At 70.2% G+C, this 25818-nt stretch carries 27 protein-coding genes; 11 read left to right on the top strand and 16 right to left on the bottom strand.

All coding sequences use genetic code 11. From position 1 onward, the window contains the following. Positions 1-142 precede the first annotated feature (142 nt). On the top strand, positions 143-331 hold the full coding sequence (gene rpmF / locus BM249_RS10035; protein ID WP_018046018.1) for a 50S ribosomal protein L32: 189 nt from the start codon (positions 143-145) through the stop codon (positions 329-331). A 117-nt stretch (positions 332-448) separates the two neighbouring features. Here rpmF and BM249_RS10030 read toward each other — a convergent pair whose 3' ends face one another. Together BM249_RS10030 and phaR are read right to left on the bottom strand one after the other, a co-directional pair. Next, positions 449-685: a hypothetical protein gene (locus BM249_RS10030; RefSeq protein WP_091971409.1), complete on the bottom strand. Its 237-nt coding sequence runs from the start codon at positions 683-685 to the stop codon at positions 449-451. 92 nt (positions 686-777) lie between these two features. After that, on the bottom strand, positions 778-1389 hold the full coding sequence (gene phaR / locus BM249_RS10025; RefSeq protein WP_091971407.1) for a polyhydroxyalkanoate synthesis repressor PhaR: 612 nt from the start codon (positions 1387-1389) through the stop codon (positions 778-780). A 298-nt stretch (positions 1390-1687) separates the two neighbouring features. On the opposite strand from phaR, the gene BM249_RS10020 reads away from it, so the two are divergent. After that, entirely contained in the window at positions 1688-2869 is a 1182-nt protein-coding gene (locus tag BM249_RS10020; RefSeq protein WP_091971405.1) for an acetyl-CoA C-acetyltransferase, read from the top strand. 144 nt (positions 2870-3013) lie between these two features. After that, positions 3014-3742 (top strand): acetoacetyl-CoA reductase, encoded by a 729-nt coding sequence (gene phbB / locus BM249_RS10015; protein ID WP_091971403.1) that lies wholly within the window; start codon positions 3014-3016, stop codon positions 3740-3742. Positions 3743-3791: 49 nt separating this feature from the next. Here phbB and BM249_RS10010 read toward each other — a convergent pair whose 3' ends face one another. The 4 genes from BM249_RS10010 to BM249_RS09995 form a co-directional block, all read right to left on the bottom strand. Beyond that, positions 3792-4325 (bottom strand): c-type cytochrome, methanol metabolism-related, encoded by a 534-nt coding sequence (locus BM249_RS10010; RefSeq protein WP_177232386.1) that lies wholly within the window; start codon positions 4323-4325, stop codon positions 3792-3794. Positions 4326-4445: 120 nt separating this feature from the next. Beyond that, a complete protein-coding gene (locus BM249_RS10005) occupies positions 4446-4901 on the bottom strand; it encodes a cupin domain-containing protein (protein WP_091971401.1) in 456 nt (151 codons plus the stop codon). Positions 4902-5106: 205 nt separating this feature from the next. Next, positions 5107-5853, bottom strand: a complete 747-nt coding sequence (locus tag BM249_RS10000) for a hypothetical protein (RefSeq protein WP_244528677.1) — start codon at positions 5851-5853, stop codon at positions 5107-5109. Further along, positions 5850-6098 carry a hypothetical protein gene (locus BM249_RS09995; RefSeq protein WP_091971398.1) on the bottom strand — a complete coding sequence of 83 codons (249 nt, stop codon included), beginning with the start codon at positions 6096-6098 and terminating at the stop codon, positions 5850-5852. The genes BM249_RS10000 and BM249_RS09995 overlap by 4 nt, the downstream gene beginning before the upstream one ends. A gap of 219 nt (positions 6099-6317) precedes the next feature. Between BM249_RS09995 and BM249_RS09990 the strand changes: the two genes are divergently transcribed. Beyond that, entirely contained in the window at positions 6318-9215 is a 2898-nt protein-coding gene (locus BM249_RS09990) for a phosphoenolpyruvate carboxylase (RefSeq protein WP_091971396.1), read from the top strand. 82 nt (positions 9216-9297) lie between these two features. On the opposite strand, the gene BM249_RS09985 is transcribed toward BM249_RS09990, so the two are convergent. The 3 genes from BM249_RS09985 to BM249_RS09975 form a co-directional block, all read right to left on the bottom strand. Next, positions 9298-9510: a YjiS-like domain-containing protein gene (locus BM249_RS09985; protein WP_177232380.1), complete on the bottom strand. Its 213-nt coding sequence runs from the start codon at positions 9508-9510 to the stop codon at positions 9298-9300. 185 nt (positions 9511-9695) lie between these two features. After that, positions 9696-10910, bottom strand: coding sequence for a thermonuclease family protein (locus BM249_RS21650; RefSeq protein ID WP_177232379.1), 1215 nt, complete (start codon positions 10908-10910; stop codon positions 9696-9698). A gap of 23 nt (positions 10911-10933) precedes the next feature. Next, positions 10934-11767 (bottom strand): hypothetical protein, encoded by an 834-nt coding sequence (locus tag BM249_RS09975; RefSeq protein ID WP_342029853.1) that lies wholly within the window; start codon positions 11765-11767, stop codon positions 10934-10936. A 369-nt stretch (positions 11768-12136) separates the two neighbouring features. Between BM249_RS09975 and BM249_RS09970 the strand changes: the two genes are divergently transcribed. Both BM249_RS09970 and BM249_RS09965 read left to right on the top strand, forming a co-directional pair. Continuing rightward, positions 12137-13066 (top strand): lipid kinase, encoded by a 930-nt coding sequence (locus BM249_RS09970; RefSeq protein WP_091971393.1) that lies wholly within the window; start codon positions 12137-12139, stop codon positions 13064-13066. A gap of 23 nt (positions 13067-13089) precedes the next feature. Further along, positions 13090-13839 (top strand): TerC family protein, encoded by a 750-nt coding sequence (locus tag BM249_RS09965; RefSeq protein ID WP_091971391.1) that lies wholly within the window; start codon positions 13090-13092, stop codon positions 13837-13839. Between the two features lie 86 nt (positions 13840-13925). On the opposite strand, the gene BM249_RS09960 is transcribed toward BM249_RS09965, so the two are convergent. The 5 genes from BM249_RS09960 to BM249_RS09940 form a co-directional block, all read right to left on the bottom strand. Then, positions 13926-14765, bottom strand: a complete 840-nt coding sequence (locus BM249_RS09960) for an acid phosphatase (protein WP_091971389.1) — start codon at positions 14763-14765, stop codon at positions 13926-13928. A 151-nt stretch (positions 14766-14916) separates the two neighbouring features. Then, complete coding sequence (locus BM249_RS09955) at positions 14917-15792, bottom strand: alpha/beta fold hydrolase (RefSeq protein WP_143103730.1); 876 nt, start codon at positions 15790-15792, stop codon at positions 14917-14919. 67 nt (positions 15793-15859) lie between these two features. After that, a complete protein-coding gene (gene dapD, locus BM249_RS09950; protein WP_091971387.1) occupies positions 15860-16714 on the bottom strand; it encodes a 2,3,4,5-tetrahydropyridine-2,6-dicarboxylate N-succinyltransferase in 855 nt (284 codons plus the stop codon). Between the two features lie 55 nt (positions 16715-16769). Further along, positions 16770-17270: a cyclic nucleotide-binding domain-containing protein gene (locus BM249_RS09945; protein WP_091971385.1), complete on the bottom strand. Its 501-nt coding sequence runs from the start codon at positions 17268-17270 to the stop codon at positions 16770-16772. A gap of 219 nt (positions 17271-17489) precedes the next feature. After that, complete coding sequence (locus tag BM249_RS09940; protein WP_091971383.1) at positions 17490-18176, bottom strand: response regulator transcription factor; 687 nt, start codon at positions 18174-18176, stop codon at positions 17490-17492. 292 nt (positions 18177-18468) lie between these two features. Here BM249_RS09940 and BM249_RS09935 point away from each other — a divergent pair, with 292 nt between their 5' ends. Together BM249_RS09935 and BM249_RS09930 are read left to right on the top strand one after the other, a co-directional pair. Beyond that, on the top strand, positions 18469-19026 hold the full coding sequence (locus tag BM249_RS09935) for a L,D-transpeptidase family protein (RefSeq protein WP_091971381.1): 558 nt from the start codon (positions 18469-18471) through the stop codon (positions 19024-19026). Between the two features lie 180 nt (positions 19027-19206). Beyond that, on the top strand, positions 19207-19668 hold the full coding sequence (locus tag BM249_RS09930; RefSeq protein WP_091971379.1) for a MarR family winged helix-turn-helix transcriptional regulator: 462 nt from the start codon (positions 19207-19209) through the stop codon (positions 19666-19668). 10 nt (positions 19669-19678) lie between these two features. Here the strand turns inward: BM249_RS09930 and BM249_RS09925 are convergent, their stop codons facing one another. Beyond that, on the bottom strand, positions 19679-20392 hold the full coding sequence (locus BM249_RS09925; protein ID WP_091971377.1) for a YggS family pyridoxal phosphate-dependent enzyme: 714 nt from the start codon (positions 20390-20392) through the stop codon (positions 19679-19681). A 181-nt stretch (positions 20393-20573) separates the two neighbouring features. On the opposite strand from BM249_RS09925, the gene leuS reads away from it, so the two are divergent. From leuS to holA, 3 genes are all read left to right on the top strand, one after another. Further along, positions 20574-23195: a leucine--tRNA ligase gene (gene leuS / locus BM249_RS09920; RefSeq protein WP_091971375.1), complete on the top strand. Its 2622-nt coding sequence runs from the start codon at positions 20574-20576 to the stop codon at positions 23193-23195. A 101-nt stretch (positions 23196-23296) separates the two neighbouring features. Further along, positions 23297-23854 carry an LPS assembly lipoprotein LptE gene (lptE, locus tag BM249_RS09915; protein WP_091971583.1) on the top strand — a complete coding sequence of 186 codons (558 nt, stop codon included), beginning with the start codon at positions 23297-23299 and terminating at the stop codon, positions 23852-23854. A gap of 13 nt (positions 23855-23867) precedes the next feature. Further along, a complete protein-coding gene (gene holA, locus BM249_RS09910) occupies positions 23868-24896 on the top strand; it encodes a DNA polymerase III subunit delta (RefSeq protein WP_091971373.1) in 1029 nt (342 codons plus the stop codon). A gap of 20 nt (positions 24897-24916) precedes the next feature. Here the strand turns inward: holA and BM249_RS09905 are convergent, their stop codons facing one another. Continuing rightward, positions 24917-25816, bottom strand: coding sequence for a ParB/RepB/Spo0J family partition protein (locus BM249_RS09905; RefSeq protein WP_091971371.1), 900 nt, complete (start codon positions 25814-25816; stop codon positions 24917-24919). Positions 25817-25818 lie beyond the last annotated feature (2 nt).

Below are 25818 nucleotides of genomic sequence, written 5' to 3'. Positions count from 1 at the left end.
ATCAGGCGCGCGACACCCCTAGCCATGGCGATCCGGCGCGGTTATAAGCCCGCCTCGAATCTCCGTTTGAACACGGTGCCGAGGCGATTCTCCCGGAGGAGGTCGTCTTGAGGCACCCTTTTGCCATCGACAGGATCATCCCATGGCCGTTCCGAAGCGCAAGACCTCCCCCTCGCGGCGCGGCATGCGCCGGTCCGCCGACGCCCTCAAGGCCCCGACCTATGTCGCCGACAAGGATTCGGGCGAGCTGCGCCGTCCCCACCACATCGACCTGAAGACCGGCATGTACCGCGGTCGTCAGGTGCTGAAGGTGAAGTCGGCCGAGGCCTGAGCCTTCACGCCTCGCCCTTCGGTGAGGCGGGCCGCTCCGGCGGCCGTTCTAGGATTGTCGCGACAAGGTCGTGATCCGCCCGGGCGGTCACGGCCTTTTTGCCGTTTCCGGACTGGTTCACGCCGTCTGGCGGGCCATGGCGGCGTAGGTGGCGGCGGCATTGCGTGTCCGATCGAGGCGGGTCGGCCGCAACACCGGATTGGCGCCGAGGAGCAGTTGGGTGAGGAAGCCCGAATCCGGGCGCGGCGGCGCGGGCCGGCGCGTGCCGTAAGCCTCGCCCCCCGGGATCACCACGAGATCGTAGGCCGGAGTCCGTTCCGTTTCGGGATGATCGCTCGTCTCAAATCGCGCCATGGCATCCGGTCCCGTCTGGAGTCGGGGTGTAGGATGCAAGAAGTGGGGCGCGCTTAACGGTTCGTCAATCTTTGGCCGGGGCGCCGGGCGGCCTACTTCTTCGCCAGATTCTCGAGGCGCGATTGCATCTCGGCCATCTGCCGTTTCAGGTCGTCGAGGTCGTTGCCGCTGGGGGCCGGAGCGGGCGGCTGCGCCGGGGCGGCGGCCGAGGGATGCGCGCCCATGCCGGAGAGCGGCCCGGTGCCGAAGGTGGTGAACATCTTCATGGCATCGCCGAAGAAGCTCATGTTGGCGCGCACCTGCTCCTCCATGGCGTTCTGGAACACCGTCGGGGCGAAGCTCTGGCTCATCTTTTCGCGCAGGCCGTCCTGATCGCGGGCGAAGTTGGCCATGGAGAATTCGAGGAAGCTCGGCACCATGGTGCGCATGCTGTCGCCGTAGAAGCGGATGAGCTGGCGCAGGAAGGCGACGGGCAGCAGGTTGTCGTCCCCGGCCTTGTTCTCCTGCTCGAAGATGATCTGCGTCAGCACCGAGCGGGTGATGTCGTCGCCCGAGCGCGCGTCGTAGACGAGGAAATCCTCGCCGTTCTGGACCATCGTCGCGAGGTCGTCGAGGGTGACGTAGGTCGAGGTGCCGGTGTGATAGAGACGGCGATTGGCATATTTCTTGATGACGGTGTGGTTGGACTTACCGTTGTCCGCCATTTCTGGGGGCCTCTCCCGACGCGATCATGCTGGCCGCTCGATTGTCCGACGACGCATGCGGGGACGAGAGTGTTCCCGATCCGCCTGGTCCACCTTAAGGCGTTCGCCCGCCGACGAAAACACCTATCTCGCCACAGTCCACGCGGAAGAGTGCCGATCCGGTGGTGACAGGGCGGCGGTGTCCGCGTCAAACCGCCTTGACTTCGCAAGGTCGTCGGCTTTCATCCGGGGGCGAAGGCACAAGGCGCGCCCGCTCGAGGGCGATAACGGAGCGCCGGCCGGCATGAGGAGACCATCCATGGCAGCAGAAGACATCGTCATCGTCGGGGCGGCCCGCACCGCCGTCGGCTCGTTCGGCGGGGCCTTCAACACCGTACCGGCCCACGAACTCGGCGCCGTGGCGATCAAGGCCGCCCTGGAGCGCGCCGGCGTCTCGCCCGACGACGTGGACGAGGTGATCTTCGGCCAAGTGCTCACCGCCGGCGCCGGCCAGAACCCGGCCCGCCAGGCAGCCATCAAGGCCGGCATCCCCGAGAAGGCGACGGCCTGGGGCCTCAACCAGGTCTGCGGCTCCGGCCTGCGCACGGTGGCCATCGGCATGCAGCAGATCGCCAACGGCGACGCCACCGTCATCGTGGCCGGCGGCCAGGAATCCATGTCCCTCTCCCCCCACGCGCAGTACCTGCGCGGCGGCCAGAAGATGGGCGACGTCAAGCTCGTCGACACCATGATCAAGGACGGCCTGTGGGACGCCTTCAACGGCTACCACATGGGCACCACCGCCGAGAACGTGGCCCAGGCGTTCCAGCTCACCCGCGAGGAGCAGGACGCCTTCGCGGCCAAGTCGCAGAACAAGGCCGAGGCCGCCCGCAAGGAAGGCCGCTTCAAGGAGGAGATCGCCCCCGTCACCGTGTCGGGCCGCAAGGGCGACACGATCGTCGACACGGACGAGTACATCCGTGACGGCGCCACCGTCGAGGCGATGGCCAAGCTCAAGCCCGCCTTCTCGAAGGACGGCACCGTGACGGCCGCCAACGCCTCCGGCCTCAACGACGGCGCCGCCGCCATCGTGCTGATGTCGGCCTCCGAGGCCGAGCGTCGGGGCATCAAGCCGCTCGCCAAGATCGTGTCCTGGGCCACCGCCGGCGTCGATCCGAAGATCATGGGCACCGGCCCGATCCCGGCCTCGCGCAAGGCCCTCGACAAGGCCGGCTGGAAGCCGTCCGACCTCGATCTCGTCGAGGCCAACGAGGCGTTCGCCGCCCAGGCGCTCGCCGTGAACAAGGACATGGGTTGGGACACCGACAAGGTGAACGTCAATGGCGGCGCCATCGCCATCGGCCACCCCATCGGCGCCTCCGGTGCCCGCGTCCTCGTCACCCTGCTGCACGAGCTGAAGCGCCGCGACGCCAAGAAGGGTCTCGCCACCCTCTGCATCGGCGGCGGCATGGGCGTCGCCATGTGTGTCGAGCGCGTCTGACCGCGCGCGAAGTCGCGGCGCCGGTTCGGGAATTCTTGACGGCGCCGCAAATTTAAATGGGTCGCGTGCCGGTGGCCTCGCCAGCTAAAGCCGCACGCGACACCCCTTCAGAAGCCTGCAAAAATCGAAAAACCGGAGGAAATCATGGCTCAGGAACGCGTCGCCCTCGTCACCGGCGGAACGCGCGGCATCGGTGCCGCCATCTCGAAGGGCCTCAAGGCCAAGGGCTACAAGGTCGCCGCCAATTACGGTGGCAACGACGAGGCCGCCAACGCTTTCAAGGCCGAGACCGGCATCCCGGTCTTCAAGTTCGACGTCGGTGATTATGCCGCCTGCGAGGCCGGCATCAAGCAGATCGAGGCGGAAGTCGGCCCCATCGACATCCTGGTGAACAACGCCGGCATCACCCGCGACGGCGCGTTCCACAAGATGACCTTCGACAAGTGGCAGGCGGTCATCAAGACCAACCTCGACTCGATGTTCACCTGCACGCGTCCGCTGATCGAAGGCATGCGCTCGCGCAATTTCGGCCGCATCATCCTGATCTCATCGATCAACGGCCAGAAGGGCCAGGCCGGCCAGACCAACTATTCGGCGGCCAAGGCCGGCGTCATCGGCTTCGCCAAGGCCCTCGCCCAGGAGAGTGCCGGCAAGGGCATCACCGTCAACGTGATCGCGCCCGGCTACGTCGCCACCGAGATGGTGATGGCGGTGCCGGAGGACATCCGCAACAAGATCATCGGCACCATCCCCGTCGGCCGCCTCGGCGAGGCCGAGGAGATCGCCCGCGCCGTCGAGTACCTCGCGGCCGAAGATTCGGGCTTCGTCACCGGCTCGACCATCACCATCAACGGCGGCCAGTACATCGCCTGATCGCTCGCGACGGCGGCCGCACGGCCGCCGTTGCTTTGGTTTGGGCGCCTCAGCCCATGCAGGCATCCTCGCGCTTCTTGTACGCGTCGGATTTCGGCTCGTGCTCCGCGGGCCGCCCGCGACCGACGACCCCCTCGGACCGGGCCCGCAGATAGACGTAGATGTCGTCGATATAGCACATCACGTTCCGGTTCTCGCCGAAGGCCGGCATCACCAGTTCCTGCGAGGAGCTGATGTCTTTCTTGCCGCCCGCCACGATGCCCACGAAGGTGGCGTAATCGTCGTGCTTGAGGGCATCGACGAGGGACGGCGCGTAGGTCGATCCGGCCCCGTCCGGCCCGTGGCAGACGATGCAATTCGAATTGTAGCGCAGGTAGCCCGCCATGGTCGGCCAATCGACCATCTTGCCGCCCTGGGTGACGTGGTAGGTCGGCGTGCCGTCCTTGTCCTTGTAGGTTCCCTCCTCGACCTTCACCGGCTGTGACGGCCCCTCGCTCTTGAGCGACGCATCGGCGGTGGAACCCGGCGCCGGGTCGGCCCGGGCATGGGGTGAGCCGGCGAGGAACACGGCCAGGGGGATCATGGCGGCGGTAACGGGGCGACGCACGTCGGGGGCTCCCAGGAGGTGGCGGAGACCCATGAATTTATGTTGCACCCGTTTGCGACAAGCGGCAGCGGAAACTTTTATTTCCGTGATGGGGGATTATTTCGGCGCCCGCGGCGTGGGCCGCCAGTTCGCCGGGGCCATCTCGAATCCCTTGAAGGTGAAGGCCGGTGAGACCGTGCAGCCGACGAGGGTCCAGGCGCCCAGGCTCGTCGCCGTCTGCCAATGCCCGGCCGGAACCACGATCTGCGGCCGCTGCCCCCGCGCGAGATCGGGGCCGAGATGGGTGGCGGCCGCGTCGTGGCCGTTGGGGCTCGTGGTGAGCACCAGGGGCGCGCCGGCATGCCAGTGCCAGATCTCGGCGGCATCGACCCGGTGCCATTCGGACACCTCGCCCGTATCGAGCAGATAGTAGATCGCGCTGCCGACGGAGCGCCCATCGACGGTCCGGGGATCGCGGAACGTCTCGCGGTAATGGCCGCCCTCGGGGTGCGGGATCAGCCCGAGGCGGGCGATGATGTCGGCGGCGGTCGCTCCGCCCGGTCCCGTATCCATGGGCATCTCCGGCTTAGTGTCTCTCACGAAACTCCCGTGGCGCCGTCGAGCCCAAGGCAAGAGCCGACCGTGATCGGGAGTTTCGTGAGGCACTCTTAGGGCGTTACAGGCGCCCGTGTCAGGCTCGGTGTCTCTCACAAAACTCCCGCCGCACCGTCGCCTTCGGGGCGAGGACCGTTCGGAGAGGAGCGTTGCGTGAGGGCTCTCAAAGGGCCGAAGCCGGCAGCGGGATGCCGGGCGGACCCGCCGGCGCCGCCTTGGGAGCCTTCGGCCGCGCGGCGGCCTTGGCCTTGCTGGCGCCCCTGGCCTTGGCGACCGGGGCTGCCTTGACCGCCGGCGCGTCGCCGCAGGATTGGAAGGCCAGTTGCGCCAGGGGTTGGCCGGCTTCGGAGACGATGTTCAAGGTGTCGGGCAGGGGCGTCGGCGTCGCGTCCCAGCGCAGGGTTCCGCCCGTCGCGGCTTCCAGGGCGGCGGGGGCCCCGCCCCGGCGCAGGGCGAACAGGTCCGGGCCATACGCCGTGGCGACCTTGCCGGCGATCACGACCTGGAGCACCCGCGCGCTTTCCGGGGTGAGGGGCCGAAGGGGATTCTCGATGACCACGAAGCCCGTGCGCGTCACCCAGACGGAAAAGTTGTTCGAGCCTTCGTAGAGCGCGGCCTTGTCGGCGCAGGCGACGGTGAGGTCCGGGCGCGGCTCAGGCGGCGGCGCGGCGGCGGGCGTCACGGGCTCCGGGGCGGGCTTGGTCTCGTCGGGCGCCGGCTTGGCCTCCTCCGGCGCCGGCGCGGTGGCCTTCGGCTTCGGCTTGGCCTTCCGGGGCGGGGCCTTGCGCGGCGGGGGAGCGGGATCGGCGGGAGCCTCGATGGCGGGCGCGTCCTGAGCCGCGGCCATCGGTCCCCACAGGGCGAGGGCGGCGGCGAGGGCGAGGGCCGACGGGCGCATGGGGGGGCTCATCGACGCGGTCCGTCGCCGGGGGGGCGGGTGTCCGGTTCGATGGGCAGGATCGTCGCCGACCGGTCGATGGGGCTGGCCCGGGGCGGCTCGACGCTGCGCATCAGGGTCTCTTCCCCGTCCTCCATCAGGTCCTCTTCGCGTTCCATGCGCAGTTCGGGGCGCCGCGCGCGCGCCATCATCGCCATCACCACGAGGCACGAGAGGGTGAAGGCCGCGAGCGCCGCCAGGATCAAGGTGGTTTCCATGCGGTTACCAGCGTTACCCCAGGATGATCCGCGATGCATCCGCCGCCGGGCTCGAACATCGGGGCCGGAACGGTCCTTGCGTGAAGCGCGCGGGGCTTCGGTGCGGCCATCCTGTCCACGCGGCCATCCTGTCCACGCGGTATGCATCGCCGGGCCTTGCTCCCCCCACGTCGGGCTGTCCTATGGCGACAGCCATCCACCCCGTACCAAGGTCGATCGATGCGCAGGCAGGACCGCAGCCCGGATCACGCGACGAGTGCGAACCCCGAGACCCTGGAGGCCGATCTCCTCGGGCTGATCGAGGACTCGCGCGAGCAGGCGGCGGAAGACCCGTTCCGCAATCCCGTGCTGGCGGTGACCCTGGCCATCACCCGCCGGTTCGACCGGGGTGAGATCGGCGAAGCGGACCTCGACGCCCTGTTCGCGCGGCTGCGGGGCCAGTCCCTCGCCGCCCGCGCCGAGCGCCTGCGTGCCTATGTCGGCCTCGATGGCCATGACACGCGGGAGAACGCCATGCCGGCCCGCCTCGTCGCGGCGGTTCCCCGGCGCCAGGGCGATTTCGAGGCGTTTCGCGATCTCGTCGGCCGCACCGGGTTCGCCGTGGTGTTCACCGCGCATCCGACCTTCGGCATGCCCCGGGCCGTGGCCGGCCTCATCGCCCAGGCCGCGACGGCATCGGACGCGGCGGCCCGCCGACCCCTGACGGACAAGGCCGCCGCCCTCTCGACCCGCCCCGATCCGGCCATTTCCCTCGACGACGAGTTCGATCAGGCCTGCATCGCCGCCAATCACGGCCGGGCCGCCGTCGACGCCTTCAACGACGCCCTGCTGATGGCGGCGCGGGAGCGCTGGCCCGACCGCTGGACCGAACTCGTGCCGAAACCCTTCGCCATCGCGAGCTGGGTCGGCTGCGACACCGACGGGCGCACGGATATCGGTTGGTGGGACACCCTGCGCTACCGCCTCGAATCCAAGCGGATGCAGCTCGACCGCCTCAACCGCGAACTGCCGGGCGTGCCCGCGACCCAGGTGGTGCGCGATCTCACCGCCGGGGCCCTCGCCGCCGTCAACCGCCAGCTCGCCGTGGCGCCGCGCCTCGGCACCAAGCCGTCCCTGGAGGCGGTGCACCGCTTCGCCCTCGCCCTCATCATCGAGCGCGAGCGCGCCCAGACCGATGCCACCGCGATCCTGGCCGGTCTCGCCGGGGCCATGGGCGGGGTCACGACGGACGAGGAGCGGCGCACCATCGCGATCCTGCGCGCGGGCATCGCCACCCACGGGCTCTCGAATGCCCTGCCGCATTTCCGGCTCAACGCCAGCCAGATCCACAACGCCGTGCGCCGGGTGACCGACCTCGAGGGCGAGCCGACGGATGCCGCCCAGCGCCGCTCGCACCTCGCCACCATCCACGCCCTGCTCAACGACGTTCAGGCCGTGGACGTGGATTTCGGCGCCCTCGCCGCCGAACGGGCCTCGGCCGCCCGGCTGATGATGACCATCACGCAGATCCTGAAGCACGTGGACGGAACCCACCCCGTGCGGTTCCTCATCGCCGAGACGGAGACGGGCTACACCCTCCTCGCCGCCCTGTGGCTCGCCCGGCATTACGGGATCGCCGACAAGGTCGAGATCACGCCCCTGTTCGAGACGGCCTCGGCCCTGGAACAGGGCATCCGCGTCCTCGACGACGCCCTGCGCAATCCGCATTGGCGGCAATATCTCAAGCGCATCGGCCGCCTCACGGTGCAGTTCGGCTACTCGGATTCCGGGCGCTACGTCGGCCAGCTGGCGGCGAGCTTCTGGATCGAGCGCCTGCGCCTGCGCATCACCGAACTCATGACGCAGAACGACCTCACGGGGGTCGAGCTCGCGATCTTCGACACCCACGGCGAATCCATCGGCCGCGGCGCGCATCCGACAAGCCTGCGCGACCGCCTCGCCTATCTGGCGCCCGAGGATGCCCGGCGGCGCAACCGGGCGGCGGGCATCCGGGTTCGCCTCGAATCGAGCTTCCAGGGCTCGGACGGCTACCTCATGTTCGGCACCCTGCCCCTGGCCCAGGCCACGGTGGAGCGCATCGCCGAGCACGTCTTCGCCCTCGACGTCGCGGACGACGATTCATTTGCCGACTATGTTCTATCCGATGCGGCGAGCGGGGCCGACGAGGCCGACGATCCCATCTACGCCGAGTCCGATTTCTCCGCCGAGTTCTTTACGGTGGTGCGCCAGGACATGGAGGCCCTGGTGGACGATCCGGGCTACGCGGCCCTGCTGGGCACCTTCGGCCCGAGCCTCCTCGACCGCACGGGCTCGCGCCCGGTGGCGCGCCAATCCGATGGCGGCGGTCCGGCGACGATCACCCATCCGCGCCAGATGCGGGCGATCCCGAACAACGCCATCCTGCAGCAACTCGGGTTCCTGGCGAATTCCCTGCACGGCGTCGGCCGGGCGGCGGGCCGGGCGCCGGACCTGTTCCGCGACATGCGCCGCGATTCCGCGCGGTTCTCGCGGGCTTTCCGCCTCGTGCAGCACGCGGCGAGCGTCGGCGATCTCGACGTGCTGCGCGCCTATATCGACACCCTCGATCCGGCGGTGTGGCTGGAGCGCGCGCGCCGCACCCAGCGCGACGACCGGCGCGACGAACTCGTGGTCATCGCCACAGCCCTCGACCGCCTGCGCCTCGCCCCCGATCTCCGCCGGCTGTTCGGCCAACTCACCCGCGACTGGCTCAGCCTGCGGACGGCGGCGCCGGATCTCGGCACAATGTCGCCGCGCCTCACCCTGCTGCACGCCATCCGCCTCGCCCTGATCCACCGGATCTGGTTCCTGGCCGTGCACATTCCGGGCTTCCGGCCGCAATCGGGGATCAGCCGCGAGGCCCTCATCGAGCGCTTCCTGCGCCTCGACATCGACGGCTGCCTGACCCTCCTGGAGGATATCTTCCCGGTGACGCCGGACCCGACGTTGGGCCTCAACTTCGGCGAACCGGCGGGGCCGCGCGACGTCGGCACTTACGAGGCCGAGCACGGCACCCTGTTCGAGCCCATCCGCCGCTCGTTCGCCCGGGTGCGCGAACTCTCGGGCATGATCCAGCACGAGGTCGGGGCGTTCGGGTAACCCCACCGCTCTGTGTTGCAGCGCACATGGAAACGCCGGCCCAGGGGCCGGCGTGTTCAGGCGCGCGAAACGGAGGGGGCGCTCAGCCCGAGGGGAACGAGGCGTAGCGCAGGGGCGTCGGCGTCCGGCGTAGGCCATCGGCGACGCGGTAGTTCTGCACCTTCGTCAGGATGCGGCCGCCGATGCGGTCGGCACCGATATCCGCGAGTTCGCGGTCCGTCAGCAGGGCGATCTGGCGGGCGGTTTCGTTGTCCTTCCAGTGAGACTTGAGGGTGGCGAGGAGGGAGAGGGTCACGGGCTTGGCTTTCCGGATTTGTCATCTGCCGCAAAATTTTGCAGCGCACAAAAGACAAATAGGCTCCCGCCCCGGGGGACGGGAGGGGGAGCGCCCGTAGACCACCCATGCCCCATGGGCATGGTTTGAGCAAAGGTCGCTTAAGATTTGTGCGACCGGGCCGCGCCCCGATTCTCCGACCCGCCCTACCGGGCCCAGACGCCGAGCCGTTCCGTGCGGGCGCGATCCTCGGCGGCCACGAGGTCGGGCGTCGCCTCGGCCGAGGCCCGGCCGCCGCCGTTGAACAGCACCACCTCCGAGAGGTCGCGGCCGTCGACCTCGCACTGGCGCGCTTCACTGCCGGCCACGGGCTGGCAGGTCACGGTCCGCCCGGCGAGGTAGCGCGTCAGCTCGTCGGCCTGGCCGCCGCGCACCCATTCGACGCCGAACAGGCGCACGAGCTTGCCGGCCACGCGCAGGGTTGCGGTGTCGATCACCTCGGCGGAGCCGGTGAGGGCCGTGCCGCCGGCCTTGGCCGCCTCGTCGGCGGGCGGCGTCTCCGCCCGGGTCGGCGGGGTCGGGATGGCTTCGGCCTGGGGCGCCGTCGCCGGGGCGGGTCTGGTGCCCTCCGCGACGGGGGGAATCAGGACCACCACGGCGAGGAGGCCGAGGAGGCCCGCGCCGACGACGAGGACCCGGCGGTCGCGCAGGATACCGCCCTCGCGGCCGGCACCCTGAAGGCGCGCCCCCGCATCGGCGATCCGGCCCCGCAGGCCCCCGGCCGCCCCGCGCACGAACGCACCGGGGCCGCGCGGCGCCTCCAAGATGGAAGCCGTCCCGGCGGGCGTCTGCGTCGGCGTCTCGGCGCGTCGGGCTTCGTAGCGCCGACGCAGATCCTGCCAGCGCGCGGCGGTTCGAACGGATACGGCGCGGCCCCGGGCGGCGGCGCGGTTGAGGAGGGTTCGGGCGAGAACGGTCTGGGCGGCGATCAAGCGGGCCGGTGCCCCCGGCGCGGGCGATTCCCCGGCGGGCGGGGGGCCGGCCTCCACCGGCGCGGGTTCGGGCGCCGGCGGGGCGAACAGGGTCGGGTGCCGCTCGCGCAGCAGGCTCACATACGCGGTCAGGGTCAGGGGCAGGTCGGGCGTCGCCTCGGGGGCGACGGTGCCTTCGGGCGAGGTGACGGGATCGCCGCCGCGTGGTTGCGCACGCCGGTCACGGAAGCGTTCGCCGTTCGCGGATTCCTCGGGCGCCAGGGCCGATTCCACCAGCAACGCGAGGGTCCGCCGCGCCAGGGGATGCCCCCCCTGGCGTTCGACTTCCTCGGCGATCCGCGCCCGCAGGGCGGCACGCGCCCCGTCGGGCGCGTTCGCGGAGTCCGGATCGCGGGGGTTCAAGGCGCTCGCTTCCAAGGCGGTGACCACTTCCAGGGCTCTCGGCGCGGCGCTCAGGCCCCGCGCGTGCGTCCCGCTATAGCGCCGAGCGGCCCAGGACCATAGCGGCGCAGGACGCGGCTGGTTTCCGACACGATGACCGGCCGGTCACCGGACAGGTCGACGGTGAGGACGAGTTCCGACACGCCCTGGGCGCGGGCGCCGCGCGCCGGGTTCTCGGCCCGGTAATCGAAGGTGGTCCGCACGATGCAGGTGGCGGTGGCGGCATGGCAGGCGACGTGGGTCGCGCCGCCCTGCGCCTGATAGGTCCGCACCGGCCAGCGGGCGGCGAAGCTGCGCTTCTCGGCCATCAGCGCCGCCAACGACAGGGTCCGACCGTGGAACCGCACCGTCTCGCCGTAGAAGCGCGGCGCCGCCGTGACGATCCCGAGGCCCGGCGCCGACACGCTGTCGAGGTAATCGTCGGTGAGGCGCGTCGCGGCGGCGGCCCATTCGGGGAAACGCTCGGACGAGGCCATGGGCAGGGGCGGGCGGACGGGCACCTCGGAGAGGCGCCGGGGCGCCGGCTCGGCGAGGCGACGCGGCCGAGCGACCGGCCGGGCACCGCGACGGGGGGCGGCCTCCGGCCTCCGCTCCGCCCGGGTCACGCGCCGCGGCGACTCGGTCCGGGCGGCCGGGCTCGGGGACGCCGCCTGAGACGGTGCGGCTTCGGGCATCGGGCTTGTCTCGGCCTTCGGGGCAGCCTCGACCGCGCCCTTGCCCTCACTCTTGGCCGGCGGATCGACCCAGCCCGGACGGGATTGGGCCAGGGCCGGCCCGGCCACCAGAAGGGCGCCGATCAGCGCGGCGGAGCAGACGGAGCAGGAGCCGTAACGCATGGCAATCATCACCGAAATCGCGACCAGTTCGGAGGAGTGTGGTGGGACCGGTCACCGAAGCATGAACGTTTCCTGAGCACGCTCGGTTTCGCATCATTCCCACAGGCCATTTGCCCACAGGGCATTCGCTCCCCGGAATTGACGTGCGCTTCACTCCGGACGCGAAAGCCAACGGTTTCCCGGGTGGTCCGGTCTTGCCATTGTCGCGCTGCAACCCACCTTGACCGGACTGGGTCCGGGCCCCTCTGGCGGTCGAGGCGTTGACCGTGATGTCGGACCCCTTCTCTGCCTTTGCGCTCACGCGGCGCGAACGCACCGGAGGGTTCGAGACCTCATGACGATACCGTACCGTAGCCCCTTCGCCTCCGGGGCCGTCGCATGAGCGGCGGCGGTCAGGCCCGGCGGGCCCTCCTCCTCGTCAACCCCAAGGCCCGCAACGGCGGCTTTTCCCTCGACGCCGTGCGCGACACCCTGCGCCAGGGCGGCATCGAGCCGTTCGAGCCGCCGGGCGATCCCGATTGCACGGCGGTGATCAAGCGCCATGCCGGCGCGAGCGACCTCGTGATCCTCGGCGGCGGCGACGGCACCCTGAACGCGGCGGCCCCCGCCCTGGTGGAGACCGGCCTGCCGCTCGGCATCCTGCCGCTGGGCACCGCCAACGATCTCGCCCGGTCGCTCGGCCTGCCCACCGACCCCGTGGCCGCCGCCGGCCTCATCACCACGGAGGAGGCCCGGCCCGTCGACCTCGGCCGGGTCAACGGACACTATTATTTCAACGTGGCCAGCATCGGCTTCTCGGCGGAACTCGCCGGCGACCTCACGGCGGAATCGAAGAAGAAGTGGGGCACCCTCGGCTACGCCATCGCCGCCATCCGGGTCCTGCGCCGGGTGAGACCGTTCACGGTCTACCTCGAACACGACGGCCAGACCGAGACCATCACGACCATCCAGGTTTCCGTCGGCAACGGCCGTCACTATGGCGGCGGCATGACCGTGGAGGAGACGGCCACCGTCGACGACGGCAAGCTCGATTTCTACAGCCTGGAGGTGAAGCACTGGTGGCGGCTGCTGGCCCTGCTGCCGGCCCTGCGGCGCGGCACGCAAGGCAAGGCGGCGGATGTGCGGGCCTTCGACACCACCGAGATCGTGGTGAAGACGAAGAAGCCCCGGCCGGTGAACACGGACGGCGAGCTGTCCACCTACACACCCGCCCACTTCAAGGTCTGCCCCAGGGCGGTGCGCATCTTCGCGCCCGAGGCGTCGCAGCGCCCCGGCGTCGCGCGCCCCGGCTTCACCCTGCCCTTCTGAGACCTTCGAAAGTCGGACTTCCCGTGGACAGCATTCTTCCCCTTCTCAGCGATCCCACCGCCTGGGCGGCCCTCGCCACCCTCGTCGTCATGGAGGTGGTGCTCGGCATCGACAACCTGATCTTCATCTCGATCATCACCAACAAGCTGCCGCCCGATCAGCAGACGCGGGCGCGGCGGATCGGCATCGGCCTCGCCCTCATCCTGCGCCTCGGCCTCCTCGGAACCGTCGCCTACATCGTCGCCCTGACGCAGCCGGTCTTCACGGTGTTCGACAAGGCGTTCTCCTGGCGCGATCTCATCCTCATCGGCGGCGGCCTGTTCCTCCTGTGGAAAGCCACGAAGGAGATCCACCACACCATGGAGCCGGAGGACAAGGCGGGCGGCGTCGGCAAGGCGGCCACCCTCGGCTTCGCCGCCGCCATCGGCCAGATCCTCGTCCTCGACCTCGTGTTCTCCATCGACAGCATCATCACCGCCGTCGGCATGACCGAGCACGTCCCGATCATGGTGGTGGCCGTGGTGACGGCCGTCACCGTGATGCTGCTCGCCGCCGACCCGCTCTCGCGCTTCATCGCCGCCAACCCCACGGTGGTGATGCTGGCCCTCGGCTTCCTCATCATGATCGGCATGACGCTGATCGCCGAAGGCTTCGGCGCCCATGTCTCCAAGGGCTACATCTACACCGCCATGGCGTTCTCGGCCGGTGTCGAGGGTCTGAACATCCTGGCCAGGCGGCGCCGGACGAAGCAGGCCACCGCCACGCGGCTCTGAGACCGAGACCCGATTTCACGGGAAACACGAAGGCCCGCCGGAGCGATCCGGCGGGCCTTGTCGTATTCGACGGCTCTCGGCACGCGCTACAGGATCGGGGCGCGTCCCACGGCCTCGCGGGCGCAGATCGCCTGATCGGGGGCTGTGCCGCCGCTGGCGATGAGCTTGGTCACTTCCACCCGGGCGCGCTCCAGATCCGCGCGAAAGCCGGCATCGCCCTGCAGCGCACCGAACACGATGCCGCCCGCGATGGCACCGGCCTGGACATCGCTCATCCAGTGAAGGCCGCACACCACGCGGCTCTCGCCGTAGGACCGCGCGCGCTGGAAGAAGTCCGTCGCCTTCGCGGGCATGATCGCCGCCATGATCGCCGCATAGGCCCAACCCTGCGCCGCGTGGCTCGACGGGAAGCTGAAGGCGTTGCCGATCTCCGCCGAGCGGACGACGCAGATCTCGGCCTCGTTGCCGACGAAGGGACGGATGCGGCGGTAATGGTCTTTCGGTCCCCGGACCGCGTGGGCGATGTCGAGGCGGCTGCGTTCGAGGAGGGTCATGAGGGCCGGCGCACGGGTCTGGTCGATGCGCTGGCCGATGACGCAGGCGAAATCGTCGAGGATCGCCGAGGCGCCATCGGCGACGTCGGTGGCCGCGAGATCCCAGCGGGGGCTGCCCTTGAGCGACCGGGTGGCGGTGAACGCCGCCTTGTCGGCCGTCTCGGCCGCCGATTGCCCCCGGGGCGGCGGCGGCAGGATCGCCGTGGTGTCGGGCGCCATGGCGTCCGACAGGTAGGGCTGGCGCGCGGGCTTGCCCGGAACCACCGGCGTCACCGCCACGGAGGGGGCGGCGGCGGGGGCCTTCGGGGCTTCCTCGGCGCGGGCGGGGGCGATCCCGACGAGCAGGGCGAGGGCGAGGGGCAGGCGGGCCATCGGCGTCTCTCGGGTCCGGTGTGCGGCGCCAAGGTGGGGCGGCGCGTGCGAAAACAAAGCAAGCCTCACGCTATAGGGTTCCCGTGCGACGGTCCCATGGCGTAAGCCGCATCTTATCCACACCCGGCCTGAACGAAAGCCGACGCGCGGCTCAGCCGGCGCGGATCGCCGCCGCCACTTCGCCGGGATATTCCTCGTGCGGGCTGAGGGCGCCGGGAATCGACGCGCGCCCAACATGGCCCGTGGCGACGAGGGCGTCCATCTCGGCGCCGGACCGGCGCGGCGCCCGCTCCGGGCGCAGGACGAGGATCGACGGCAGGGCGTCGTCCGTGAACAGGTCCAGAAAGTCCTTGCGGCTCTCGCAGGGGTCGAGGCCCCCGGTGACGAAGGCGGCGGTGCCGAAGCGGCCACCCGGATGGCGGGTGACGGCGTGCTTGTCGGCGATCACCCCCGGGGTGACATGGGCCGGATCGGCATAGACATGCGCGCGCATCATCCGGCCGATCACCGGCGGGCTGATGTTGAGCCGGTACAGGGCTTCGCCGAGGAGGGGCGCCTCGATGGCCCGGCGGATGCCCGCGATGAGGCCGCGCCGCTCCGGCCCCATCACCGTGGGCAGGGGGCCGCGCCAGGTCGGCGCCACGAGGACGAGGCGGCCGAACAGGCCGGGATGGCGCCGGGCGGCGGCCACGAGGTAGGGCGCCGCATGGCCCGCCGCGACGCCCAGGGCATAGGGGCCGCGCTCCACCGCCAGGAGGGCGTCGAGGAAGGCGTGCATCGTGGCGGGGTTCAGGGGCATCCGCGGCCGGGCCCGGTCGCCGAAGCCCGGCCAATCCGGCACGTGGCAGCGAAAATCGTGGCCCAGATCCCGGGCGAGGGGCCGCATCTCGACCCGGGCCGAGATCGACGACAGGGCCGGCAGCAGCAGGGCGTCGGGGCCGTTGCCGATCACATCGCACGGCGTCGGCATCGGCCGGCCCGCGACGGTCAGGGGCAGGCTACGGGCGGAACAGGCCGGCTCGATCATCGCGATTCTCGGGCGGGGTCGGGGCCAGGGACATGTGCCCGGCCCCGACGGTGACAAGGGTTGAGCCTCAGGTGCGCAGCAGCTCGTTGATGGCGGTCTTCGAGCGGGTGCCGGCATCGACGCGCTTGACGATGACGGCGCAGTACAGGCCCGGACCCGGCGTGCCGTCCGGCAGGTTCTTGCCGGGCGTGGTGCCCGAGACCACGACGGAATAGGGCGGCACCCGGCCGTACATGACCTCGCCGGTGGTGCGGTCGATGATCTTGGTCGAGGCGCCGATATAGACGCCCATGGAGAGCACGCTGCCCTCGCCGACGATCACGCCCTCGGCGACTTCGGCGCGGGCGCCGATGAAGCAATTGTCCTCGATGATCACCGGGTTGGCCTGGAGCGGCTCCAGCACGCCCGCGATGCCGGCGCCGCCGGAGATGTGACAGTTCTTGCCGACCTGCGCGCAGGAGCCGATGGTGACCCAGGTGTCCACCATGGTGCCCTCGCCCACATGGGCGCCGAGGTTGATGAAGGACGGCATCAGCACCGCGCCGGGCGCGATGTAGGAGCCGCGCCGCACGACGCAGCCGGGCACCGCCCGGAAGCCGGCCTCGCGAAAATGCTTCTTCTTCCAGCCCTCGAACTTGGACGGGACCTTGTCCCACCACGTCGCGCCCTCGGGGCCGCCATGGATGATCTCCATGTCGTTGAGGCGGAAGGACAGCAGCACCGCCTTCTTGAGCCACTGGTTGACCTGCCAGTCGTCGCCGACCTTCTCGGCGACGCGGGCCTTGCCGGAATCGAGGAGGTCGAGGGCGTGCTCGACGGCGTCGCGCACGGCACCCTTGGTGCCGGTGTCGATGCCGGCGCGCTCCTCCCAGGCGGTCTCGATGGTGGTGGCCAGATCGGCGTGGGAGGCGGCGTGGGACATGGCGATCTTCCGGCGTGAACGAAGGTCCCGTGCTTACAAAAGCCCGCCTGCCCTGTCACCCTGAACGGATGGTCTCGCCTGCGGTGTCGGGGGACGTCACCGGAACCTCGGCGGACAGGCGCAGGCCGACGCCGTCGAGGTCGTGCTGGAGGTCGGCGAGATCGGCCGCGAGTTCGTCGTGGATCGCCTGCGCGGCCTGGGGGAATTCCGCCAGAATGCGGCGCAGGACCACGGGCGGAATGCGCAGCACCTCCGCCGCCGTCGCCGCATGGGCGTCCGTCGGGCGCTCGCCGGGTAGGAGCAGGGCGAGCCGGCCGATGACGGACGAGGGGCCGACGGTCAGGGGCTCGTCCCCGGCGATCCGGGGCGCGAGGACCAGGGTTCCCGACAGGACGACGAAACCGCCATTCGCCGCCTCGCCCCGGGCGAACAGCCGCTCACCGGGCGCGAGGCTGCGCCGCTCGGCCGCGAACGAGAGAAGGCGCAGCACATCGGCGCCGAGGAAGCCGAGGAGCGGCGCGCCGGCCAGGATCGCGATGTCGTCGTCGAGCCCCAACCGCCCCGCCTCCCGCGTGTCCCGCGCGAACCTAGCGCAAGCGCGGCGGCGGTGAAACGATCGGGGGCCTCGTCGTCCCCCGAAAGCCGGCGGGCGACCTTTCGGGGCGAGACCCTCGTGCTGTGACGCAATCACTTCGTTCCTGTGCCAGAGCACGAGGCTTTTGTTTTGGCATCAAGTTTCCCAGACACGGCTGAAGCCTCCGTCTGGATCGATGCCCTAGGGCAGGAGCTTGTAGCCGCCGCCCTCCGTGACCAGGATCGCCGCGAGGGCGGGGTTCGGCTCGATCTTCTGGCGCAGGCGGTAGATGTGCGTTTCGAGGGTATGGGTGGTCACCTGGGCGTTGTAGCCCCAGACCTCGGCGAGCAGCGTGTCGCGGCCGACCACGGCGGCGCCGGCGCGGTAGAGGAAGCGCAGGATCGCCGTCTCCTTCTCGGTGAGCTTCAGCTTCGAGCCGCGCGCGTCCACGAGGAGCTTCGCGCCGGGCCGGAAGGTGTAGGGTCCGATCTGGAAGACCGCGTCCTCGCTGGCCTCGTGGCTGCGCAGGTGCGCGCGGATGCGGGCGAGGAGCACGGCGAATTTGAACGGCTTCGTCACGTAGTCGTTGGCGCCGGCCTCCAGCCCCTCGACGGTGTCGTCCTCCGAATCCTGGCCCGTGAGCATGATGACCGGCCCGCGATAGCCGTTGCGGCGCATGGCGCGCACGGCCTCGCGACCATCCATGTCCGGCAGGCCGACATCCATGACCGCGAGGTCGATCCGGTCCTCGTTCACGCAGGCGATGGCGCCGCTGCCGTCGCCGATGCCGACGACCCGGAACTCGTCGTAGAGATCGAGCTGCTCGGCCAAGGTTTCCCGCAGTGAGACGTCGTCGTCACAGATGAGCAGGCGATGGGTATTGGGCATCGACCGGGCGACTTTCGGGCAAGGACCGGACCCTCGTCTGTCGCGGGGTGTCCGGGGGAAGAGCAGGATCGAGATGCATGCCGGAAGGGAGCCTCTCGAGCAGGTGAGCCGGCGTCAGTGTGATCTCTCAAAACGGGGGTTCATCTGAACCAGAGACATGATGCCGATGTATGATGACCTCGAACGGATGACGAGGGCTTAAGGTTTCACGCCCCGTGTGTGATGGGGCACCGGAACGTCCCGGAAATGTCTTCGCTGGTGTCCCGCGCAGCCCCGGAGGATAAGGGGCGCCATGAAACGACCGGTGAAACGACCGACCAAGCCCACCACGCTGTCGCGCCTTCGGGTCCGCTCCCTCGTGGGCGACCGCACGCGCGGACAGGTGCTGGCCGGAGCCGTCGTCATGCCCTGCGCCCTGGGCCGGAGCGGGATGGTTCGGCGCAAGCGCGAGGGGGATGGGGGATCGCCCCTGGGCGCGTTCCGCCTGCGCGGCGGTGCCTATCGCCCGGATGTGTTCGCGGTCCGGCCCCGCAGCCTGCTTCCCCTGCGCCCGACGCGGCCGAACGATGGCTGGTGCGACGCGTCGGACGACCGGCGTTACAACCGCCCCGTCACCCTGCCCTGCCCCGTCAGCACGGAGCGGATGTGGCGCGACGACGGCCTCTACGATCTGGTGATCGACCTCGACTACAATCGCGGACCGATCCGTCCGCGTCTCGGTTCGGCGATCTTCTTCCACTGCGCCCGCCCGGGCTACACGCCGACGGAGGGCTGCGTGGCGCTCAAACGCGCGGATCTGGCCCGGCTCCTGCGGCGGCTCGGACCCCGCACGCGGATGCGGATCGGCTGACCGCTTCGCCGCGGCGTGAGCCCGCCGCGACACGACGGCGCGGAAGGAGGCCGCTCCGCCCATGGCTCGCTCGCGTTTTCCGTTGGAACCGCTCGTCATTGTGCGGTTGAATAGGGGTATACACGCGCTTTATTCAAGGGGCACGGCGTCGCGCTCCGGCGTGGGGTGTGGAGGGCTGGGATGACGAAACCGACACCGGGCGCCCTCTGCACCTGCCTGGCGGTTCGGCAGGGGGCGCGGCAACTCACCCAACTCTACGACCGTCACCTCGCGCCGGCCGGTCTGCGGGCGACGCAATACCCGATTCTCGCCTGTCTTCACCGGAGCGGGCCGATGCCCATCGGCGCCCTCGCGGCGGCGCTCGTGATGGACCGGACCACCCTCGGGCGGGCGCTGCGTCCCCTCGAACGGGAGGGGCTGGTGACCCTCGACGTGGGGCGGGACGCCCGCATGCGGGACCTCTCCCTGACCCCCCGGGGCGGGGAACGGCTCGCCGTGGCGAGGCCGCTCTGGCGCGACGCCCAGGCGGCCTTCGAGAAGGGTTACGGGGTCGAGGAGGCCGCCGCCCTGCGCGTGACCATGGCGCGTGTCGTCGAGACCTCCCGCGTGGCCGAGATGACCTCGACGGCAAACATCGCCTGACGCCGGGCCGTCAGGGTCGCGCGGGCGGACGCTCGCCGAAGATGGCGGTGCCGACGCGGACATGGGTGGCGCCCATCTGGATCGCCGCCGGGAAGTCGGCGCTCATGCCCATGGACAGGATCGGCAGGTTGTGGCGCGCGGCGATCGCCGCGAGCAGGGCGAAATGCGCCGAGGGCGGATCGTTCACCGGCGGGATGCACATCAGGCCGTTGATGGCGAGCCCATGGGTCTCGCGACACTCGGAGAGCAGGGCATCCACGTGCGACGGCGCGATGCCGGCCTTCTGCGATTCGTCGCCGGTGTTGACCTGGATCAGCAGCTTCGGCGCGCGCCCGGTCCGGTCGATCTCCTTGGCGAGGGCGGCCGCCAGGGACAGGCGGTCGAGGCCGTGGATCACGTCGAACAACTCAACCGCCTCGCGGGCCTTGTTCGATTGGAGCGGCCCGACGAGGTGCAGTTCCGCATCCGGGAAGCGCTCGCGCAGGGCGGGCCACTTCGCCTTGGCCTCCTGCACGTAATTCTCGCCGAACACCCGGTGGCCGGCCTTCAGGGCCGCCAGGATGCCTTCGGGGGCGATGCGCTTCGAGACCGCCACGAGGGCGATCTCGGCCGGGTCGCGCTCCGAATCCTCGGCGGCCTGCCGGATCTTGGCCTGCACGGCGCCGAGGCCGGCGACGACATCGGCGGGCTTGGGGTGGGCGTAGTCGTCGGGGGCGTCGGCCATGGGGATCTCGCGAAGGGGACGGAAGGTGGGCTCCGACTACCATCCCGAACGCGCGCCGCAAGGCGTGGTGCCCGGCATGACCGTTCGTGTTGACGGGGGGGCGCCGCGTGGTAGTCCGACCACCAACCCCTTCCGGGCGTGCCGCGACGCCGCCCGTTCCTCACCTGGACGGCGCCCAGCCATGACTTCCCCCGAGAACCCGACCTCCCCCGTCCGTCCCGTCGCTCCCGAGCGCTACAACGCCAAGGAGACGGAGCCGCGCTGGCAGCAGGCCTGGGACGCCGCCGGCATCTACGCCACCCAGAACGACGATGCGCGGCCGAAATACTACGTGCTGGAGATGTTCCCCTATCCGTCGGGGCGCATCCATATGGGCCACGTGCGCAACTACGCCATGGGCGACGTGGTGGCCCGCTACAAGCGGGCCCGGGGTTTCAACGTGCTGCATCCCATGGGCTGGGACGCCTTCGGCCTGCCGGCCGAGAATGCCGCCATGGAGCGCAAGGTCAATCCGCGCGACTGGACCTACGCCAACATCGCCACCATGCGGGGCCAGCTCCAGAGTATGGGCCTGTCCCTGGACTGGAGCCGCGAGATCGCGACCTGCGATCCCGACTATTACAAGCACCAGCAGCGCATGTTCCTGGATTTCCTGTCCAAGGGCCTCGTCACCCGCCGCACCGCGAAGGTGAACTGGGACCCCGTGGATCACACGGTGCTGGCCAACGAGCAGGTCATCGACGGGCGCGGCTGGCGTTCCGGCGCCCTCGTGGAGCAGCGCGAGCTGACCCAGTGGTTCTTCAAGATCACCGACTTCGCCCAGGACCTCTACGACGCCCTCGACGGCCTGGAGCGCTGGCCGGAAAAAGTCCGGGTGATGCAGAAGAACTGGATCGGGCGCTCGGAAGGGCTCGAAGTCCGCTTCGTCGTGGAGACCCCTCCCCCCGGCGTCGCGTCGGATGTCACCGTCTACACCACCCGGCCCGACACCCTGTTCGGCGCCAAGTTCCTCGCCATCGCGGCCGACCATCCCATCGCGACGAGCCTGATGCCGTCGCGTCCGGGATTGCAGAGCTTCATCGAGGAATGCCGCCGCACCGGCACGGCCCAGGCCGCCATCGACACGGCCGAAAAACTCGGATTCGACACCGGCCTGAAGGTGCGCCACCCCCTCGATCCGTCCTGGCTGCTGCCGGTCTACGTCGCGAACTTCGTGCTCATGGATTACGGCACCGGCGCGGTGTTCGGCTGCCCGGCCCACGACCAGCGCGACCTCGACTTCGCCAACAAGTACGGCCTCGGCAACACCCCGGTGGTCTGCCCCGAGACGGAGAACGCCGCCAACTTCGTCATCACCGACACGGCCTATGACGGCGACGGGCGGATGATCAATTCGCGCTTCCTCGACGACATGACCCCGGCCGAAGCGTTCGACGCCGTGGCGAACCGCCTCGAAGGCGAGGTGCTCGCCGGCGCCCCGGTGGCGGCCCGCAAGGTGCAGTTCCGGCTGCGCGATTGGGGCGTCTCGCGCCAGCGCTATTGGGGCTGCCCGATCCCGATCATCCATTGCGACGCCTGCGGCCCGGTGCCCGTGCCCGTCGCCGACCTGCCGGTGAAGCTGCCCGAGGAGGTGTCGTTCGACGTGCCGGGCAATCCCCTGGAGCGCGACCACGCCTGGCGCAACGTCCCCTGCCCCCAATGCGGCGCCCCGGCCCGGCGCGAGACCGACACCATGGACACCTTCGTGGATTCGTCCTGGTACTACGCCCGCTTCACGGCGCCCTGGCTTCAGGATGCGCCGACGGACCGCAAGGCCGTCGATCAGTGGCTTGCCGTGGATCAGTACATCGGCGGCATCGAGCACGCGATCCTGCACTTGCTCTACGCCCGGTTCTTCACGCGGGCGATGCAGGCGACGGGGTGGTCCGGCGTGTCCGAGCCCTTCGACGGCCTGTTCACGCAGGGCATGGTGGTCCACGAGACCTACAAGGATGCGGCGGGCGCCTGGGTGCAGCCGGCGGATATCCGCATCGGCACCGAGGCCGGCGAGCGGCAGGCGTTCCACGTGAAAACGGGTGAGCCGATCGGCATCGGCGCCATCGAGAAGATGTCGAAGTCGAAGAAGAACGTCGTCGATCCCGACGACATCATCGCGAGCTACGGCGCCGATACAGCCCGCTGGTTCATGCTCTCCGACTCTCCCCCTGAGCGCGACGTGATCTGGACCGAGGATGGCGTCCAGGGGGCCGCGCGCTTCGTCCAGCGGGTCTGGCGCCTCGTCTCCCTCGCGGCCACGGCGACGGGCGGGGCCGGCGCCCACGATGCCGGCTTGCGTAAGGCCGCTCACAAGGCCCTGGCCTCTGTCGAGGAGGATGTCGAGCGCCTGCGCTTCAACCGCTGCGTCGCCCACATCTACACCCTCGCCAACGCCCTCGACGAAGCCCTGCGGGGCGGCGTCGAGGCGGGGGTTGCCCGCGAAGCCGCCGGGATCCTCACCCAGCTCGTGGCCCCGATGATGCCGCACCTCGCCGAGGAATGCTGGCAGGCCTTGGGCCGCGAGGGGCTGGCCGCTCAGGCCGCATGGCCCGTGGCGGACCGGGCCTTACTGGTGGAGGATTCCATCACCCTCCCCGTCCAGCTCAACGGCAAGAAGCGCGCGGACGTGACCGTGCCGCGCGAGGCCGACAAGGCCGAGGTCGAGCGCCTGACGCTGGCCGACGAGGCCGTGCAGAAGGCCCTCGAAGGCCGGGCGCCGAAGAAGGTGATCGTGGTGCCGGGCCGGATCGTGAACCTCGTTGTATAGGGTGAAGACCGGGGAAACGGAGCGGTAAGGCCACTGCATTTAGGGTGACGGCGGCGCTCGGTTCGCCGTACAACGGCCTCGACCATCGGGACGGCGGAATGATGCGTTTGACCAACGGGACGGAGCGCGGCGGCCTCGCACGCCGGGCGGTGCGGGTGGCCCTCGTCGCCGCCCTCGCCCTCGATCTGTCGGCCTGTTTCCGGCCCCTCTACGGCCCCACGGCGTCGGGCGAGCCCATGGCCGCCCTCCTCGCCTCCGTGCAGGTGGACGACATCAACATGGCCCAGGGCCAGGAGCGCATCGGACATTACTTGCGTAGCGAGTTGATCTTCGACCTCGACGGTTCGGGCCAACCCTCGACCAAGCGCTACCGGCTCAAGATGCAGGGCAGCGAGACGGTACAGACCCCCATCGTGTCGTCCCAGACCGGCCGGGCCGAGGCCGGCACCATCATCGCCAACGTGAAGTACTCGTTGGAGAACCTCGACGGCACCAAGATCATCAGCGAGGGCGTCGCCACCTCCACGGCGACTTACGACCGCTCGGTGCAGCGCTTCGCGTCGCTCCGCGCCGCCCGCGATGCCGAGATCCGCCTCGCCAAGGTGCTGGCCGAGCAGATCAAGACCCGCATCGCATCCGTTCTGGTGACGAAGCCCTGACGGGGCGACAGCCATGACCGCCGTCAAGGCCGGGGATGTCGAGGCGCTGATCCGGCGCGGACCCGATCCCCGCATCGCCGTCCTGCTGCTCTATGGCCCGGATACCGGCCTCGTGTTCGAGCGGGCCAAGCGCCTGGCCGAGGCGTTCGTTTCCGATCCGAACGATCCCTTCGCCATGGTGAAGATCGACGGGGATACGCTAGCGGGCGATCCCGGCCGCCTCGCCGACGAGGCCGGCACCGTCGGCCTGTTCGGCGGCAACCGCACGATTTGGGTGCGAGCCGGCAGCCGCAACTACGCCCCGGCCGTGGACGCCGCCCTGAAGCTGGACATCACCCAGGCCCGCATCGTCGTGGAGGCCGGGGATCTGGCTAAATCCGCACCCCTGCGGACCCTGTGCGAAAAGTCTCCGAAGGCCCTGGCGATTCCCTGCTACCCGGATGACGAGCGGGCGCTGGCCGACCTCATCGAGCGTACGCTCCAGGAGCACGGCCTGCGTATCGCCCGCGAGGCCCGCGACGTCCTCGCCGCCAGCCTCGGAGGCGACCGGGGCGCCAGCCTGTCCGAGATCGAGAAGCTGGCCCTCTATGCCCGGGGGCAGGACATGGTGAGCCTCGACGATGTCGAGGCCATCGGCAGCGATGTGGCCGCGAGCGTGCTCAACACCCTCATCGACGCCGCCTTCTCGGGGCGCAGCGCCGATGTCGAACACGATTATCGGCGCTTCCGCCACGAGGGCATGGACCCCTCGGTGATGCTCGGCTCGGCCCTGCGCCACGCCCTGACGCTGCTGAGCACGCGGCTCGCCGGGGAGGGACAGAGCGCCAGCATGATGGTCGGCAATTGGCGCGGCCTGCATTTTCGGCGCAAGGCCACCGTGGAGACCCAGCTCGCCCGCTGGACGCCCCCTGCCCTCCGGCACGCGATCCAACTGTTGCAGGACGCCGTCCTGGCCTGCCGCCGCTCGCCGCCCGATCTCTCCCATGCCAGCGCGTCGAGCGTGCTCCTGCGCATCGCCTCGGAAGCCGCCCGGCGGCGCTGACGCCGGGGGCATCGCCGCGTTCAGCCCTGGGGCGGGACCTGGAGCAGTCGGCAGAGCCCGTCGAGTTCCTCCGCCGTCTCGTAGCGAATCCGGATCTCGCCGGTCCCGGCGGTCTTGGTCTTCACGGAGACGGGGACGCCGAGCGCCCGGCCCATGGCCTGTTCGAGGGAACGCAAGGTCGCGTCCTTCTCGGCGCCACGGCGGGGGCGGCCGGGGCGGGGCGCGTCGCTGTCCGGAACTTCGGCAGAGGCCAGGGCCTCGACCTCGCGGACGGACAATCCCTCCTCGACGATGCGGCGGGCGACGGCCTCGGGGTCCTTCACGGCGAGCAGGGCCCGCGCGTGTCCCGCCGTGATCTCGCCGGCCACGACGCGATCCTGGATCGACGGCGACAGCTGCAACAGGCGCAGGGTGTTGGCGAGGTGGCTGCGGCTCTTGCCGATGATCTCGGCAAGCTCGCTCTGGTTGTATTGAAACTCGCTCATCAGCCGCTCATAGCCAGCCGCTTCCTCGATGGCGTTGAGATCCGTGCGCTGGACGTTCTCGAGGATCGCGAATTCGAGGGAGGTGCGATCGTCGATCTCGACGGTCACCACCGGCACCTCGGTCAGCCCGGCGCGCTGGGCGGCCCGCCACCGGCGCTCCCCGGCCACGATCTCGAACGTGTCCGGGACACCCGTGAGGGCGCGGACCACGATGGGCTGGATGATCCCCCGAACCTTGATCGAGGCGGCGAGTTCTTCGAGATCGGTCTCGCTGAAGCGCCGGCGCGGGTTGCGCGGGTTCGGTCGCAGGAACTCCACCGCCACCTTGCGCTGGGGCGCCTGCGCCTTGTTGGCGTCCCCGCCCTCGTCGCCGAAATCGCCGATCAGGGCCGCGAGGCCACGCCCGAGCCGGGGCCGCACCACATCTTCCGCCATCG

Source organism: Methylobacterium gossipiicola (assembly GCF_900113485.1).
Taxonomy (GTDB): Bacteria; Pseudomonadota; Alphaproteobacteria; order Rhizobiales; family Beijerinckiaceae; genus Methylobacterium; species Methylobacterium gossipiicola.
Note: the sequence above shows the minus strand (reverse complement) of the source record. Positions and strands in the feature narration are given on the sequence as shown.